The following is a 16,814-nucleotide window of genomic DNA, read 5'->3' as shown; positions in this document are numbered from 1 at the left end:
GGCAAATTCATGACTGACGCTTCTCGCAAACGGTCAGCTGCGGGCGTAGATGTCTTCATACCGAATGATATCATCTTCGCCGAGATAGGAGCCGGTCTGCACTTCGATGAGCGCCATCGGCACCTTGCCCGGGTTCTCGAGACGATGGATAGACCCAAGCGGGATATACACCGACTGGTTTTCCGTCAGCAACTTGACCTCGTCATCCACCGTCACCTTGGCAGTGCCTTCCACAACGATCCAGTGCTCGGAGCGGTGATGGTGCGATTGCAGGGAGAGCGATCCGCCCGGGTGAACCACGATCCGCTTGACCTGAAAGCGCGAGCCGATCACCAGACTCTCGAACCAGCCCCATGGCCGGTGATCGCGCGGGAAGGATTCAGCCTGACGGGCCTTCTTGGACTTGAGGGCATCCACCGCCTTGCGCACATCCTGAGCGCGGGTGATATCAGCCACCAGCACCGCATCCGGCATCGCGACCGCGACAACATTCTCAAGACCGATCCCGACGATCTCCATCGAGCTGTCTTCAGACCGCAAGAGCGTGTTCCGGCAATCGATCGCCGTAGCGTCACCTGATGTGGCGACCCCCAGTTCATTCTGCTTGCTCTCGCGCCAGACAGCATCCCAGCCGCCAAGGTCGGACCAGCCGGAAGCAAATGGAACCACCGCCAGATTGTCAGCGCGTTCCATGACGGCATAGTCGATGGAGATATTGTCAGCTTCGGACCATGCTTCCGGGTCGAGGCGCAGGAAACCGAGGTCTTCCTTGCCATTGGCAAGAGACCGCGCAACAGGCTCGATGAGAGCTGGCGCATGCTGCCTGAAGGCCTCGATAATGGTCTTGACCGAGAACAGGAAAATGCCTGCATTCCAAAGATATTTCCCCGATGCCACCATCCGCTCGGCATTTTCCAGATCCGGCTTCTCAACAAAGGCCACCAGATCAACGGCGGAGATTTCCCCGCATACGTCCAGTTCAAGCTCGAGATAGCCATAGCCGGTTTCCGCATGACCGGGCTTGATGCCGAAGGTTACGAGTTTACCCTCCCGCGCAGCGACAGCACCGGCTTCCACCACGGACGAAAAGGCTGCAACATCCGGCACCACATGATCAGACGGCGCAACAAGCATCAGGGCGTCCGGATCCCGCTCAGCAAGCCACAGCGCTGCAGCCAGAACTGCAGGCGCCGTATTGCGCGCCGATGGCTCGATCAGAACGGCGCTGGGGTCGATACCGATTTCAACCAGCTGTTCGGTCACGATGAAGCGGAAGTCGGAGTTGGTCACAATGATCGGCGAGGCATACTGGTCGCCATGAAGGCGCTTGGCAGAAGCCTGAAACAGCGTTTCATCACCAACCAGCGGAACAAATTGCTTTGGGTAGCTTTTGCGCGAAAGGGGCCAAAGACGGGTTCCGGAACCACCGCACAAAAGAACAGGAGTAATCATAACATCAGACTTTCTAAGCTATCTAATTTGAATATTCTTATTTTCCCATAACAATGGAAAGAAGAAGATCGGCAAACACGCTAAAATTCTCTCAAGCCCTAGACCTGAACAAACAAGCACCAGACTTGACCAAAACAGACACAATAGTCAATTCCGAAACGACTGTCCCACAGCCCGAAACACTTGCGCAACAGGAGCCATCAAAACCGGATTGTTGCTGTAGTTCGGATTGTTCCCTAGGGAATAGCGAACATTCATGGCGTTTTCAAGCATCTCCTTGAACCTCGGGAACCTCACCCCCGACACGCATCCCAACCTTGCGGGCCTGAGACGCCAACAAAATGCGCTAAGCAACAGATATCAAGGCAAAAATGTGGCAGAACCAGCAGGGGCAAAAGCAGAAAGCACAGGCGCATTTCTGTGATAGCCGCCACCCCGGTCACCGTTCACCACCGATCACAAGATAGAGAATATCAAGTAATTTCAGATAGTTAGAAACGAAATGCAAATGGATACACTCAGTTACAATTATAGGAGAAATGTTACTTGAAACGGTCGCAAACCAATAAGATAAAAGTATAATTCTGCATTCATGTGCCCAAATGGACAATAATATGAAACACATAATGAGCCTACTCATCGCGGCTGTATTGATTGTTGCTGCTTACATTTATCAATTTGGTCTGCCCGCTGGCCTTGCATCATTGTTCGCCGATCAGTCTGGCCAGCCGACCGCATCAAGAAGCCCGGCTTCCGGCCAGTCCCAAGGGGCACGGCCGGGTGGCAGGAACGCCGGAGCCACCTATGTGACGCTCGCCGACATCACCTACAAGCCTTATGAGGACACCTTCAGCTCCATCGGCACGGGCGTAGCCAAACAGAGTGTTTCCCTCGTTTCGGAAGTCTCTGGCCAGATCAAGGACGTGATGTTCGAAGGCACCCCCCATGTCTCGAAGGGCGACGTCCTGCTGCAACTGGAAGACACCAGCGAGCGCATCAATGTGGAAATTGCCGAAGCCAATCTATCCAAGGCCGAAGACACGCTTGAACGCTACAGCACGCTGCAATCCCGCAATTCAGGCATCGTGACCGCCACCAGCATGAAAGAAGCAGAATCGGCCGCCGCCGTTGCCCGTGGCAATCTGGCTCTGGCCGAGAAGGAACTTGCAGACCGCACCATCAAGAGCCCCATCGACGGACGGTTGGGCCTGGCCGAATGGGAAGTGGGCGATTTTCTTTCGAACGGCGCCAAGATCGTCGACATCAACAACACCGAAACCATTCTTGTGACCTTCGAGCTGCCGGAACGGGCAATGAATCTGCTTGAGCTTGACAAGGAGGTCTATGTCACCACCCCGGCCATCAACGGCAAGGTCTTCGAAGGCAAGATCATCGCTTTTGACAGCACCATCGATGAGACCACCCGCACCATCACGGTGAAGGCTGAAATCGAGAACGGCGACGGACGTCTCTGGCCGGGGATGACCTTTGAGGTCATGCTGCGCCAGAAAACCGAACCTCTGGCTGCCCTGCCGGCAATGGCCCTCACCTGGACCCGCGATGGCACCCAGGTCTGGCTCGCCGAAGACGGCAAGGTCCGGGCGGTGCCCGTCATCTTCCGCTACCGGCAGGATGACACCATCTGGATCGAGGGCGACCTCAAGGAAGGCACCAAGGTTGTCGTGGAAGGCGTTCAGAAACTGCGTCCCGGCGCCTCGATCGTGGCTGAGCAGGGGGGTAGCAGCAACCAGAAACCCACCACCACCGCATCCACCCGCACGGAGTAGCCGCAATGTCGAACAAGCATGTTGAAGGCATGACACGGCTCTTTGTGGCCCGCCCCATTCTGGCCTTCGTGATCAATCTCCTGATCATCATCGCAGGCATCGCCGCTCTTTCCGGGGTCGAAGTGCGGGAAATGCCGGATGTTGACCAGCCCTCGCTGTCCGTCCGCACCACCTATGAAGGCGCATCGGCCGAAGTGGTCGACCGCGAAATCACCTCTGTGCTCGAAGACGCCTTTGGTGCGCTCGATGGCGTCAAGAACATCTCCTCCACATCAAGCTATGGCAGCAGCCGCATCACGCTCGACCTCAACAGCGATGTGGATGTCGACATCGCCGCCAACGAGGCCCGCGAGATCGTATCCCAGACCATGCGCCAGTTGCCCGACGATGTGGAAGACCCCACGGTACGCAAGAGCAACGCCGATGCAGACCCGATCATCCGCCTCGCCCTTTCGGGCAACAAGAGCCTTGCCGAACTGACCACTCTCGCCGAAGGGCCGATCACCGACCGGCTCAATCTGGTCGAGGGCATCGCTGAAATCACGGTGACCGGCGCCAAGGCCAACGAGTTCCGGATCAATGTCTCCATGCCCACACTGCTGGCGCGCGGCCTGACGCTTAGCGATATCAGCACCACCCTCAAAACCCTGCGCAACGATTACTCCCTCGGCTCGGTCGACAGCGACCTCAGCACGACAACCCTGCGCTCGGTCAATCCGGTGGTCACGACAGACATGATCGGCAAGTTGCGCATCAACGCAACCACCTATATCTCGGATGTCGCCAATGTGCAGTTGACCGGTGAAGACACCACTCAGTCGGCCCGCGTCAATGGTCGCCCCTCGATCGGCCTCGACATCGTCCGCCAGTCCGTCGGCAACACCCTGACCATCTCGCAGGACGTGCGCAAGGCTGTCGCAGAGCTTCAGACCCAGATCCCTGACGATGTCTCTCTGACCATCACCACCGATGACGGCATCTTCATCGAAGGCTCCATCACCGAAGTGACGAAATCCATCCTCTTGGCCGTGGTCATCGTGATTGTCGTCATCTTCCTGTTCCTCAGGTCATGGCGCGCCACCATCATCCCGGCCATCGCCATTCCCGTAGCCCTGATCGGCACGATTGCCGCCATCTGGATTGTCGGCTTCTCGGTCAACACCATCAGTCTGCTGGCCCTTGTGCTGGCAACCGGCATGGTCGTGGATGACGCCATCGTCGTGGTCGAAAACATTGTCCGCCGCCGTCACGATGGCGAGGGCGCCCGCTTTGCTGCCGTTGCCGGCACCAACGAGGTGTTCTTTGCCGTGATTTCCACCACGGCGACGCTGGCCGCCGTGTTCATCCCGATTTCCTTCCTGCCCGGTCAGGCCGGTGGCGTGTTCTCGGAATTCGGCTTCGTGCTGGCCTTCTGCGTCACCCTGTCCTCTGTCGTGGCCCTGACCATGGCGCCGATGTTGGCCTCGATCCTCGATCCGGGCAAACCCTCCAGAAAGATGCAGGAAGCAGCAGCCCGCGATGAGGAAAGGCAGGACGGTCTGATCAAGCGCCTCTTCCTTGACGTCGTCGACAAGGCCATTCGCATGCCACTGCTCACCATCGGCATTGCCATCGCCTTTGCAGTCTTTGCAATCGGTGCGGCACAGAACCTGACCAGCACCCTCACCCCGCCAGAGGACCGTGGCATGTTCTTCATGATCGCCACAGGCCCGGTTGGCGGCTCGAACGACTATATGAGCGACGAGATCGGACAGGTCGAGAAGGTCCTTGAGCCCTATCGCGAAAACGGCGAGGTCAAGTCTGTCCTCAGTCTCATCGGGCGCGGCGGCGGCACCCGTGCCTTCGTCATCGTGCGCCTTGCCAACTGGCAGGACAGGGAGCGCGACCAGCAGACGATTCTGGCCGAGATCAACAAGAAGCTGGCCCACATTGCCAGCATCCGGGTCATGGCCCGCTCGGGCAACTCCCTTGGCATCCGTGGCGGAGGGTCAGGGCTCAGCTTTGCTGTCACTGGCAATGACTATCCCAAGCTGGTCGACGGAGCCGACAAGATGATCGCGGCCATGGAGCAGGATCCCACCTTCACCAATCCGCAGCTCAGCTCCAACGACACCTCGCTCCAGATCAGCGTCGACATCGACCGGGACCGGGCACTTGAGCTGGGCATAACCCCGGACACCATCGCCGACAGCATTTCCGCCGTCACACAAGGCCTCACCCCAACCTCCGTCTTCATTGATGGCGAGGAGGTGGACCTGACCATCAACCCTGATGGCGGCTGGCCGGTCAATGACGCCAGCGATCTGGAACGCATGTTCGCCCGCACCAGCAGCGGCAACATCATCCCGCTGTCTTCCGTGGCCAGCTTCACCCAGGTGCTGAGCCAGGCGTCCTATGCCCGCGAAAGTGGATCGCTGGCCATCTCCATCAACGCCAACCTGCCGCGCGGTGTCGATCTTGGGCAGGCGGTCGAGCGCATGCGGGCAATCGCCCATGATGTCCTGCCACAGGGCACCAGCGTCAAGCTGCTTGGCGAAGCCGGTGAGCTTGATAGCGGCCGGGCGGGTACATTGCTGATCTTCGGCATTGCCGGGATCATCGTCTTCCTCGTGCTGGCTGCCCAGTTCGAAAGCTTCGTTTCCGCCACCATCATCATGATCACCGTCCCCTTCGGGCTGGCGGCGGCCATGCTGGCGATCATGATCACCGGCGGCACGCTGAACTACTACAGCCAGATCGGCCTTGTGATGCTAATCGGCGTGATGGCCAAGAACGGTATCCTGATCGTCGAGTTCGCCAACCAGTTGCGGGAGCGCGGACAGGATATCGACAGCGCCATCCGGGATGCAGTAAGCCTGCGTATCCGTCCGGTGATGATGACCATGGTGTCCACCGTCTTCGGCGGCCTGCCACTGATCATCACGTCAGGTGCCGGAGCCGAAGCCCGCATCGCCGTTGGCTGGGTCGTGGTCGGCGGGTTGGGCTTTGCCACCCTGTTCACCCTGTTCCTCATCCCCGTACTCTATCGCTGGCTGGCACCGCTCGGCGGCGAACCGGGAGCAGCAAGCCATCGGCTCGAACAGGAGATCGCCCAGCAACAATCAGTGTGAGGCGAAGGCCTCCAGACTTACCCGCCATCGGGCGGTCCCGCTCAAAAGAAAAGCTCTCGGGTGAACCACCCGAGAGCTTTTTGTTTCTATCGTTTGACGGAAACGCCAAACCTTATTCGCCAGATCCTGTCAGATCAGGCCTTTTCGGCACCGGCCTGAATGGCGGTCAGAGCAATGGTGTAGACGATGTCATCTACCAGAGCGCCGCGCGACAGGTCATTGACCGGCTTGCGCAGGCCCTGAAGCATCGGGCCGACGGACACAACGTCAGCAGACCGCTGCACAGCCTTGTAGGTGGTGTTGCCGGTATTCAGATCCGGGAAGATGAACACGTTGGCATGACCATCGAGCGGGCTGCCCGGAGCCTTCTGGCGATTGACGCTTTCCACCGAGGCTGCGTCATACTGGATCGGGCCGTCGATGATGATGTCAGGGCGTTTTTCCTTGACGATTGCCGTTGCTTCCCGAACCTTGTCCACGTCAGCGCCAACACCGGAGGTGCCGGTGGAGTAGGAGATCATGGCAACCTTCGGAATGATGCCGAATGCCTTGGCGGAATCGGCGGACTGCATGGCAACCTCAGCCAGCTGGGCTGCATCCGGATCCGGGTTGATGGCGCAGTCGCCATAGACCAGAACCTGATCCGGCATCAGCATGAAGAAGACCGACGACACGATGGAGTTGCCCGGAGCGGTCTTGATCAGCTGCAGGGCAGGACGCACGGTGGAGGCGGTGGTGTGAACCGCGCCGGATACCAGCCCCTGCACATCGCCGACAGCCAGCATCATGGTGCCGAGCACCACATTGTCTTCCAGCTGGGCTTCAGCCTGCTCGGGGGTGAGGCCCTTCTTCTTGCGCAGCTCGCACATCGGCGCGATGTATTTTCCGCGGATGCTGTCCGGATCAACGATTTCCAGCGTATCCGGCAAGGAAATGCCATGGCTTTCAGAAACCGCCTTCACGTCGGCTGGCTTGGCCAGCAGCAGGCAGCGGGCGATTTTCTTCTCGGCGCAGATGACGGCAGCACGCAGCGTGCGAGGTTCGTCCCCTTCCGGCAGGACGATGGTCGCCCCGGCCCGGCTGGCATCCTTGATCAGACGATGGCGGAACATCGGAGGAGGCATGTGCACCGTGGCATCACCAGTGTCATCAAGACGCAGAGCCGACAGATCAGTATGATCGGCGGTGTGGTCCATCAGCACTTCCATGCGCTGGTCGTCACCAAGACGAACGCGACGGTCCATGGCTGCCAGGTGGGTGGCGGCGTCGAAGGTCTGTTCCTCGACTTCCAGAATGGTCAGATCAGAGAAACGGGCGCTGAGGAACTCATCCAGCGACGAGGAAAGCGGAACGCCACAAGTCAGCATCAGGCCAGCAATCGGCATGCCGGAGCTCTGGGCCAGCGCCGTCGTCATGATGACATCGGAGCGGTCGCCCGGGGTGACAACCAGAGTGCCTGGCTTGAACAGCTTGACCAGATGTTCCGGCGGACGGGCAGCCACAACGACATCTTCCATGCGAGCGCTTTCAAGGCCGCCCTTATAGCGGATCTTGCAGCCAAGCTCGTCCACAACGTCGGTCAGACGCGGTGCATTGAGATACTGGGTAACCGGATAGGCAGCAATCACCGGGAAGTTGAGGTTGGCTTTCTCAAGCGCAATCTTGATGTCGCTGGCAAGGGCAACATCCGGCAGGCGGCCAATCATGACACCGGCAAGCGGACGCACTGCGGTGTTGACGCGCAGAGCAACATCGCGCACGGCATCAACGATGGTGTCGACATCACCGGACTTGCCGGAAAGAACGGCAATGACCTCGGCAGCGAGGCTGCGGCCCATGGCGACGTCCAGATCGCTGATCAGGTTGTGATCTTCAGCCGGAACCACACCTTCGACGACCACGATTTCGGCATCGCCGCGGGCTTCTTCAACCAGTGCTACGATGTCTTCGAGCAGGGTGCTGATGTTGCCGGAGCGGATCTGGTCTTCGGCATGGGAAAGGGAAATCGGTTCCGGTACCGTCAGATTGCAAAGCGAACGGGCAAAATGCACCGAAATGTCTTCTTCGCCATCTTCCATGGTGGAATCGGCAACCGGTTTGGCAAATGCCACCGTGTGGCCAGCGCGCTGCAGGGCACGAACCAGCCCGAGCGCCGGAGTGGCAAGGCGGAAGGCATCCGTCGTCGGCGTCAGGAAGAGTGTGCGGGGTTTCGCAGGAGCGGTCATGAAGCTTCTGTCCTTTTGTTGTGGTGGCCTCGGCATCATCACTGCAACAATGAATGCACGGTCACCCTGAATGCTGCGCTCCCGTTCAGGAGGAGATGAAGAGAGCTGCAGACCTTGGCGGTTATCGTCCTTGAAATGACACCGGAGATGCCCGAAGGCAGATATCCTTTGACCCGGCGTCATGTGCGATGCCGACCAGGCGGCATCCGGGCAATCGTTGAAAATGGCATGCACGTCAAAGGACTGCTCGCCGACACCCAAGGGTCACGACAAAGGCATCACAAGAGTCCGAAAGTGGAACGTACGACTTAAGGCGATAGGCCAAGACGGGGCGGTCGTCAAGTGCCTTCTCCCCGGCGTCATCATGCATTTTTCCAGCGAAAGCAGGATCTTGGCAGATTCTTCAAGGGCCTGCTGCGGGCCATGTCAAACAGCTACCCGATTTTCTCATGGCAGCCCTCCCTCAAAGCATCGCATGACGGTACAACAACCATGTCCCCCCGGCCAATCAAAGCCGACACCGACCAGAGGAAGGGGAAAGCATCAGGTCCTTTTCCCCTCCCTTCGAGAGCCGAAAGAACGCAAAGAAAACATTGGCTTATTTTGCATTGCAAACCACGCCCCCTGCCTTGCGGCGGTCCGCACACAGACCATGACTCCGGGGGTGCTCAAGCAAAAAGCCAAGAGACAGGCCAATTTTCGAGCAAAATTCCATCATTTGACAATCTGCATAGCAAATACGCGATTATACGAAGACAAAATGACGCTCAAAAAATTTGCTCTGACAAAAGCACTTTTTAGTGAACAAATTCTGGATATCCCGCTTCACCAGCAGATGGCTTCGAACGGCCAACATCCCTTGCACCACGATGTGATGCAAACCGCGTGTGCCCCTTCAGAACACACGCGTCAGCCGAATGGCCCTGCCCCTCTGTGTGTGGAGGGGGAGGCACCCGTCAAGGGTGCCTTGGGCGGCCTTTTACTCGGGCAGATCCATCGTTTGCCAGATGTCATAGGCCGCAAGGGCGGTGTTCATCTGGGCGGTGTGGCCCTGAATGAAATCATCGCCGTAGATGGACTCGTCGGGATACTCGGTGATCAGCGTGATCGGCACCCTGTGGCGGTCATCGACAGAGATCATGACCGGGAAACCATTGATCACTGGCCACTCCGGCTTGCCCGCATGTTCGGTGTAGAGCGCAATCTCACGCGCATTATAGTCAACCAGTTTGCGGTTGACCGCCAGACGCTCGGTGATCTGCTCGATCAGGCTGTGGGCCTCTTTCTTCCAGCTCTCATGATGCCTGAGGATCAGGAAGAAGCCCTTGGGAAGGGTCCACATCTCGAAACCGCGTGGCACATAGCCGGTGAACGGCCGCGACCATTCATGGGACGGGTAGCCATGCAGGTTGACATGCAATTTGGCACCGCTGAGCCGCTCGGCCTCGAACCGGATCGCCGTCTCGAACGGGGATTCCGCCGGGCGGTATTCGAGATCACAGCCAAAGGCGGTATAGCGGGCAGCATGGTGCATATGATGCGGATTGTCCTTGCGCAGACGCCAGCCCAGCTCATAGCCATCAGGGTTTTCGAGCGGAGAAATCGTGAAATGCGCATTGGGGCGCCTGGCCAGTTCCAGACCGCTGCGCATTGCACCGGCAGCCCCCGTCACCTCGTTGGCATGTTGACCGCCGCTGATCATCACCGGCCGCTCGGATCCCTTGTGATAGCGCGCCTCGACCAGACGACCGGCGCGGGACAGTGCGGTGAAGGGCTCGCCCGTGATGGTCGCCAGCTCGCGTCGAATGCGCGGGGCGGTAAAGGGCGTGGAGAGCGTTTCAACCGGCTCGCTGTCTTCAACCGCAGTTTCATCCACGGTCAGCGGGCGGAGTTCCATCGTGACCGACAAGGAGCCATCGCGGGTGCCCTTGAGGATTTCCGGCACGATCTGCCCCGGCATCAGGCCACGATCGCCAACGGGACGACCGGATTTCTGCTGGAACACTTCGAGCAGCGAGAAATAGAAATCCTCATGCAGGGCTTCCCTGAGGCTGATCATGGCATCAACCGGTTCCATCGACAGGAACTCATCCTCGGAAGGATGCAACACCGTGATGTTCAGCTCCTCGAAATAGGGTTCCTCATGGCCCCAGTCATGCGCGACAATCGTCTGCATGGCAGCGGCAAACAGCTGCTCATAATCGGTGTCGAACTGGTCTTCAGAACCATCCGCCCAGCGCACCCAGCCGGTGGGCGACAGAGCTGCTTCGCCAATGCAATCCTTGTGCAGCTTGTTCGGAGCAAAGACCTTGCGGCTTTCCGTTCGCCCATCCTGCCAGCACAGCTCAAGCCTGTAGTTGAGATCCTTGCCCTTTGCCGACGGCGTGAAGCTGACGGCAGCTGGCTTCAACAGCTCGGCCAGCGGGTAGGCTTCCAGCAGGAAACGATGCTCGGGCGCAGCTTCATGCACCGGATAGGTGATGGCAACGCTCTTCAGCCCTTCGGTCTTGAGGTCTTCAAGGCAGGCATAGACCAGCGGCTTGTAGCTGCTGTGCACCCGGGCCGTAATGCCCATGGCCGCCAGCTTGCTTTCCAGAGCCAGTCGCCCGGCCTTGTCGTCAAACAGCCACAGCTCCAGCGCCTTGGCCTTGCGTACAGCGATCGTCTCCAGAATGGTATCGACGCTGCGGGGAAATGTCTTGTCAAGCAGAACGGTCATATCGAAGTCTTTCCGGTAGGATCCAGATGATCGCGCATCCAGTCACCGAGCAGGTTGAGCCCCAGCACCGTGAGCATGATGGCGAGGCCGGGGAACACACTGACCCACCAGGCGGTTTGAAGATAGGAGCGGCCTTCGGCCAGCATCCCGCCCCAGGACGGAATGGTCGGATCAACCCCGAGACCGAGGAAGGTGAGGCTGCTCTCAAGCAGAATGTTGTTAGCCACATTGAGCGTCATCAGCACGATGACCGGGCCAGTCAGATTGGGCAGCAGATGCTGCACGATGATCCGCCAATCCTTGACGCCGATGGCGCGGGCGGCAAGGATGAATTCCCTGTCCCTCAGCGCCAGCACCTGCCCGCGCACCAGACGGGCATATTGCACCCACTGGGAAACGATCAGCAGAATGATCGTGTTGAGCAGGCTGCCGCCCAGAATGGCGATGAAGGTGATCGCCAGCAGGATGAATGGCAACGCCAGCTGGATGTCGACAAAGCGCATCATCAGCATGTCGGTCACGCCGCGATAAAAGCCCGCGATCAACCCGATGGTCACCCCGAGCGTGACCGCCCCGATCACCGAGGTGATGCCGACCAGCAGCGAGATCCGCCCACCGGCAACGACACGGGCCAGCACGTCGCGGCCAAGCGGGTCGGAGCCAAGCGGATGGATCGACTTGAGGAAGGGTGGCGTCAGACGGGACATCAGATCGATCCTGTCAAAGCCCTCGGGAAACAGCTGATGGGCGAACAGCGCCGACAGCACGATGAGCGTGATCAGAACGGCACCGACCACCAGTTCCATGCTCGGTCTGGCAAAGCGTTTTTTTCTGGTTTCTGCCATACTCTCTACTCCGTCCGGATGCGCGGATCGACAAGGCCATAGATGATGTCAACGAGCAGGTTGACGATGATGATCAACAGCGACAGCACCATGATCGAAGCCTGGAGCACCGGATAGTCGCGTGCGCCCACGGCATCAAAGGCCAGCGTTCCCATACCGGGCCAGTTGAACACCCGCTCGATGACCACGATGCCGCCCAGAAGGCCGCCGAACTGCAGCCCCATATAGGTGATCAGCGGAATGGCACAGTTGCGCAGGGCATGCTTGTAGAGCACCTTGGTTTCCGAAAGTCCCTTGGCGCGGGCCACCATGATATATTGCGAACTGAGGGTTTCGAGCATCGTCGTACGCACCAGACGCACGTTGACGGCCATCAGGATGACCCCCATCGTCACCGCTGGCATGATATAGGACAGCCAGCCCGACATGCCGCTTGGCGGCAGGATGTTCCAGGTGATCGAGAAGACCAGAACCAGCATGATGGCCAACCAGAAATTGGGAAAGGACAGCCCGACCAACGAAATCACGCGGATCACCTGATCCAGTGCCTTGTTCTTGTGAACCGCAGCCGTGATCCCGAGCGGGATGGAAAAGGCAATGGAGATCAACATCGACCAGAAGGCCAGCACCAGCGTCGAAGGCAACGCACCGCCGATCAGCACGGCAACCGAGGTGCCGCCCAGAAAGCTGCGCCCGAAGTCAAAGGTCACCATGTCCCTGAGGAAGCCGAAATACTGCACGAAGAAAGGTTGGTTCACCCCCAGCGCCTCGCGAATGCGGACCAGATCGGCCTCGGTGATACTGCCCGCCCCTTGCGTCAGCATGAGTGCCGGGTCTCCGGTCATGCGGATCGCATAGGACACCAGCAATGTGACGACGAGCGTGGCGAAAATCGCCTGAAGCAATCGTTTGACGATAAACCCGGCCATGCGACCGACCTCCGTTGCAGTCTAGTGTAGAGTTGGGAAGAGCTGCCGGTGAGGGGAAGGCACATGCCTCCCCTTCACCTGATCTTGTCGGAAGCTCGGCCTATTCCTTGACGCTGACCGTGTTCAGCTTGATGCGGTTGTCAGGAGCCGGAACAAAGCCTTCAACGCGCTTGTTGACGCCGTAGATTGCCTTGAGGCTGTAGAGCGGCATTTCCAGCACATCATTGGCGATATAGGCGGCGATGCCCTTGAGCAACACTTCACGCTTGGCAACATCGGTCATCGGGCGCTGTTCTTCCAGCATGGCGTTCAGCTTTTCGTCTGAACCATACGGGTTCCATTTCTGGCCGGTGTGGTAGAGCAGATAGGCGGTGTTGTCATAGTCGAGCGTCCAGCCGCCCCAGCTCTGCTGGAACAGGGCACCGGTCTTGCCCTGCGGCACGATGTCATTCAGGAACACACTGTTCTCATATGGCTTGATCACAGCCTTGAGGCCAACGGTCTGCAGATAGGCGCCAACGGCCTGAACCACTTCGTTGAAGGTCGGGTTGCCAGCGCGGATGTCGATCTGCACTTCCGCCCCCGGAGCAACACCAGCATCTTTGAGCAGTTTCTTGGCTTCTTCCGGATTGTACGGCAGAGGCTTCAACTCGGGATCATTACCGAAGGACAGCGAGCTCTGGAAGCTGGCGATTTCCTCGGCTTCCCCTGCCAGCAGCGACTTGATGATGGTGGCGCGGTCAACAGCCATGACGATGGCCTTGCGGACATTGACGTCTGCGGTGATGCCGTCACGGGTGTTGAAACGCAGGCCATAGACAGCCGGACCGGTGGTGGACATGACGTCCAGTTTGCCATCGCCCTTGACCACCGGCAGCATGCTGATCGGCAAATCCTCGACGATATCGACCCGACCGGCCTGCAGCTCGGCCACAGCGGTGGTCAGTTCGGAAATGAAGCGATACTCCAGCTCGGAAACCTTTGGCTTGTCGCCCCAGTAGTCGGCATTGGCAGCCAGTTCCAGATCCACCTTCGGCTCGTAGGAGACAAAGCTGAACGGACCGGTTCCGACCGGATGGGTGTTGAAATAGTCTTCGCCCTTCTCGGCGATGTATTTCGGCGGCACGATCATGGCACCATAACCGGCCAGCTTGGTCAACAGCACCGGATCGGGCTGGTGGAGATGGAAATCGACGGTGTAGTCATCGATGATCTCGACACTCTTGACCGAGGTGTAGTTGGCACGCTGCGGACCCTTGGCCCCGATGTCGCCGAGCAGACGATCGAAGGTGAACTTGACGGCTTCCGCATTGAACGGCTCGCCATTGTGGAATTTCACGCCTTCGCGCAGCTTGAACCGGATGCGCACGCCATCGTCAAGCACGTCCCAGCTCGTGGCAAGGCCCGGATGCAGTTTGGCGTTGGTATCGCGTTCCGTCAGGCCGTCAAAGAGGTTGGAGCCGACAGCGCCCCAAGCGACAAGGAAGGTGTCGATCGGATCCCAGCTGCCCGGATCGAGGGCAACGGAAACAGAAAGTTTACCAGCGGCCATGGAGCTGCTGGAGAAGGCGCCCATGCCTGCCAAGGCGATGACAGCCACGGCTGCTGTATTCTTCAAAAATCTTTTCATTATTGTGTTCCCTGTTTTGACGAAGTGAAGTTGTGATTATTCGTTTATTCGGCAACCAGATGCCCCGGCGCGATCTCCTTGTGGCGGAGGTGCTCCGGTTCATTCCCCACCGCCCGGATCGGGCTCGGGATCTCCGTATCATCGATGGCCAGCATGACTCGCTTTTGCGGATCGGCAATCGGAACGGCGGCAAGCAGATTGCGGGTATAGGAATGGGTCGGGTTCTCGAACACCTGACGGCGACTGCCGAACTCGACGATCTGCCCCAGATAGAGCACGGCGACCCGATGGCTGATCTGCTCCACCACCGCCATGTCATGGCTGATGAAGAGATAGGAAAGCCCCCGCTCCTCCTGCAGGTCCATGAACAGATTGATGATCTGTGCCTGCACCGACACATCGAGCGCTGACAGGGCCTCGTCGGCAATGATCAGTTCGGGGTCGGAAGCAAGGGCGCGGGCAATGCAGATGCGCTGGCGCTGGCCACCGGAAAACTCGTGCGGATAGCGCCGGGCATGGGAGGCGGACAGCCCGACACGTTCAAGCAGCTCGCTGACGCGGGTCGCGATCAACCCCTCGTCATGCAGGATGCCATGGGTGCGAATCGGTTCGGCAATGGAAAAGCCGACCGTCTTGCGCGGATCAAGCGAAGCATAGGGATCCTGGAAGATATACTGGATCTTCTTGCGCAGCGCCCGCCGCTCACCCTTGCCCATGTCGGAAAAGCGCTTGCCGTTGAAGGTGATGTTGCCAGCCTGACTTTCCTGCAACTGCTGGATCGTGCGACCGATGGTCGACTTGCCCGAGCCGCTCTCGCCAACCAGCGCCAGCGTTTCCCCCGGATAGATATCAAGGCTGATTTCCTCGACCGCATGCACGCGGTGGGTCGGACGGCCCAGGAAATTCTTCTTCACATTGAAGCGGACAACGAGATCCTCCACCCGAACCAGAGGGGCAACGCCATAGTTGGCGGTGTTCTGCACCCGGACCTCTCCCTCCGTCCTGGCCCCCGCCTCGTCATAGACAGCAACCGGCAGCCGCTTGGGAAAATCCTCGCCATTCATCGCTCCCAGCTTGGGCACAGCGGAAAGCAGCGTCTGGGTATAGAGATGCTGCGGATCATGGAAGATTGCATCGACCGGCTGCTCTTCCACCTTGTGGCCCTTGCGCATGACGACCACATCGTCGGCCATTTCCGCCACCACGCCCATGTCGTGAGTGATGAAAATGATCGCCATGTCGAGGCTGTCCTTGAGGTCACGAAGGATCGCCAGAATCTGGGCCTGAATGGTCACATCCAGCGCCGTGGTCGGCTCATCGGCAATCAGCAGCTTGGGGCGGCAGGCCAGCGCCATGGCAATCATCACCCGCTGCCGCATGCCACCGGAGAGTTGATGCGGATACCGACCAATGATGCTCTCGGCATCGGCCAGACGCACCATTTTGAGGAGCTTGACACCCTCGGCCAGCGCGTCCTTGCGCGACATGCCCTCATGCAGTTGCAGCACCTCGGCGATCTGGTCGCCAACCGTGAAGACCGGGTTGAGCGAGGTCATCGGCTCCTGAAAGATCATGGCGATTTCCTTGCCACGAATGGAGCGCATGTCCTGCTGCGACAGGGTCAGGAGGTCCCGTTCACCGGCGGCAGTCTGAAACAGCACACGCCCGCTCAGATATCGTGCCCCGGACATGTCAGCCAGACGCAGGATCGAGAGGGATGTCACCGACTTGCCTGACCCGCTTTCGCCAACGATGGCCAGCGTCTGACCGGAGCGCACCGAGAAGCTGAGATTCTCAACGACCTTTTCTTCGCCGAACGCGACGGTGAGATCCTCGACCCTGATCAGGGATGGCTCATTGCTGGAACTCTCGATCACTGTTCAACCTTTCAAAATTTCTTCAGCAGAGCAGTGCTGGCAGGATAGACAGATAGGGACAACTCAGGCAACGAGTGTGCTCGAACACCGATGGACAATGGAATTCGAAAAACAGGCCGATCGGACACCACACTGTGCCCTGTAAGTGCAACGGACACCACTCGAACCGGAAGAAATCTGTATTAGATTTGTCGACAAATATTATAAGACAACGACATAAGTCAACCAGATGCCGGTCAA

At 58.8% G+C, this 16,814-nt stretch carries 9 protein-coding genes; 2 read left to right on the top strand and 7 right to left on the bottom strand.

Features of this window, described 5'->3' with window-relative positions; genetic code table 11:
* Positions 1–33: 33 nt before the first annotated feature.
* On the bottom strand, positions 34–1,452 hold the full coding sequence (locus DSL70_RS02660; protein ID WP_119306315.1) for a mannose-1-phosphate guanylyltransferase/mannose-6-phosphate isomerase: 1,419 nt from the start codon (positions 1,450–1,452) through the stop codon (positions 34–36).
* 626 nt (positions 1,453–2,078) lie between these two features.
* Between DSL70_RS02660 and DSL70_RS02655 the strand changes: the two genes are divergently transcribed.
* Both DSL70_RS02655 and DSL70_RS02650 read left to right on the top strand, forming a co-directional pair.
* On the top strand, positions 2,079–3,239 hold the full coding sequence (locus DSL70_RS02655; protein ID WP_162916292.1) for an efflux RND transporter periplasmic adaptor subunit: 1,161 nt from the start codon (positions 2,079–2,081) through the stop codon (positions 3,237–3,239).
* Positions 3,240–3,244: 5 nt separating this feature from the next.
* On the top strand, positions 3,245–6,349 hold the full coding sequence (locus DSL70_RS02650) for an efflux RND transporter permease subunit (RefSeq protein WP_119306313.1): 3,105 nt from the start codon (positions 3,245–3,247) through the stop codon (positions 6,347–6,349).
* A gap of 134 nt (positions 6,350–6,483) precedes the next feature.
* Here DSL70_RS02650 and pta read toward each other — a convergent pair whose 3' ends face one another.
* The 6 genes from pta to DSL70_RS02620 all read right to left on the bottom strand — a co-directional run bounded on the left by pta (position 6,484) and on the right by DSL70_RS02620 (position 16,574).
* Positions 6,484–8,574: a phosphate acetyltransferase gene (pta, locus tag DSL70_RS02645; protein ID WP_119306597.1), complete on the bottom strand. Its 2,091-nt coding sequence runs from the start codon at positions 8,572–8,574 to the stop codon at positions 6,484–6,486.
* 979 nt (positions 8,575–9,553) lie between these two features.
* On the bottom strand, positions 9,554–11,293 hold the full coding sequence (locus DSL70_RS02640) for a M14 family metallopeptidase (protein ID WP_119306312.1): 1,740 nt from the start codon (positions 11,291–11,293) through the stop codon (positions 9,554–9,556).
* On the bottom strand, positions 11,290–12,138 hold the full coding sequence (locus tag DSL70_RS02635; protein WP_119306311.1) for an ABC transporter permease: 849 nt from the start codon (positions 12,136–12,138) through the stop codon (positions 11,290–11,292). The genes DSL70_RS02640 and DSL70_RS02635 overlap by 4 nt, the downstream gene beginning before the upstream one ends.
* Positions 12,139–12,143: 5 nt before the next feature.
* Positions 12,144–13,067 carry an ABC transporter permease gene (locus DSL70_RS02630; RefSeq protein WP_119306310.1) on the bottom strand — a complete coding sequence of 308 codons (924 nt, stop codon included), beginning with the start codon at positions 13,065–13,067 and terminating at the stop codon, positions 12,144–12,146.
* A 100-nt stretch (positions 13,068–13,167) separates the two neighbouring features.
* Positions 13,168–14,697 carry an ABC transporter substrate-binding protein gene (locus DSL70_RS02625; RefSeq protein WP_119306309.1) on the bottom strand — a complete coding sequence of 510 codons (1,530 nt, stop codon included), beginning with the start codon at positions 14,695–14,697 and terminating at the stop codon, positions 13,168–13,170.
* Between the two features lie 44 nt (positions 14,698–14,741).
* Positions 14,742–16,574 carry an ABC transporter ATP-binding protein gene (locus DSL70_RS02620; RefSeq protein WP_119306308.1) on the bottom strand — a complete coding sequence of 611 codons (1,833 nt, stop codon included), beginning with the start codon at positions 16,572–16,574 and terminating at the stop codon, positions 14,742–14,744.
* Positions 16,575–16,814: the final 240 nt, after the last annotated feature.

It is taken from the genome of Cohaesibacter haloalkalitolerans (assembly GCF_003574655.1).
GTDB lineage: Bacteria > Pseudomonadota > Alphaproteobacteria > Rhizobiales > Cohaesibacteraceae > Cohaesibacter > Cohaesibacter haloalkalitolerans.
Note: the sequence above shows the minus strand (reverse complement) of the source record. Positions and strands in the feature narration are given on the sequence as shown.

What these genes read in the sequence shown, in the direction of transcription:
- DSL70_RS02660 (WP_119306315.1), bottom strand. Translation starts at nt 1,452, where the DNA reads ATGATTACTCCTGTTCTTTTGTGCGGTGGTTCCGGAACCCGTCTTTGG.
- DSL70_RS02655 (WP_162916292.1), top strand. Translation starts at nt 2,079, where the DNA reads ATGAGCCTACTCATCGCGGCTGTATTGATTGTTGCTGCTTACATTTAT.
- DSL70_RS02650 (WP_119306313.1), top strand. Translation starts at nt 3,245, where the DNA reads ATGTCGAACAAGCATGTTGAAGGCATGACACGGCTCTTTGTGGCCCGC.
- pta (WP_119306597.1), bottom strand. Translation starts at nt 8,574, where the DNA reads ATGACCGCTCCTGCGAAACCCCGCACACTCTTCCTGACGCCGACGACG.
- DSL70_RS02640 (WP_119306312.1), bottom strand. Translation starts at nt 11,293, where the DNA reads ATGACCGTTCTGCTTGACAAGACATTTCCCCGCAGCGTCGATACCATT.
- DSL70_RS02635 (WP_119306311.1), bottom strand. Translation starts at nt 12,138, where the DNA reads ATGGCAGAAACCAGAAAAAAACGCTTTGCCAGACCGAGCATGGAACTG.
- DSL70_RS02630 (WP_119306310.1), bottom strand. Translation starts at nt 13,067, where the DNA reads ATGGCCGGGTTTATCGTCAAACGATTGCTTCAGGCGATTTTCGCCACG.
- DSL70_RS02625 (WP_119306309.1), bottom strand. Translation starts at nt 14,697, where the DNA reads ATGAAAAGATTTTTGAAGAATACAGCAGCCGTGGCTGTCATCGCCTTG.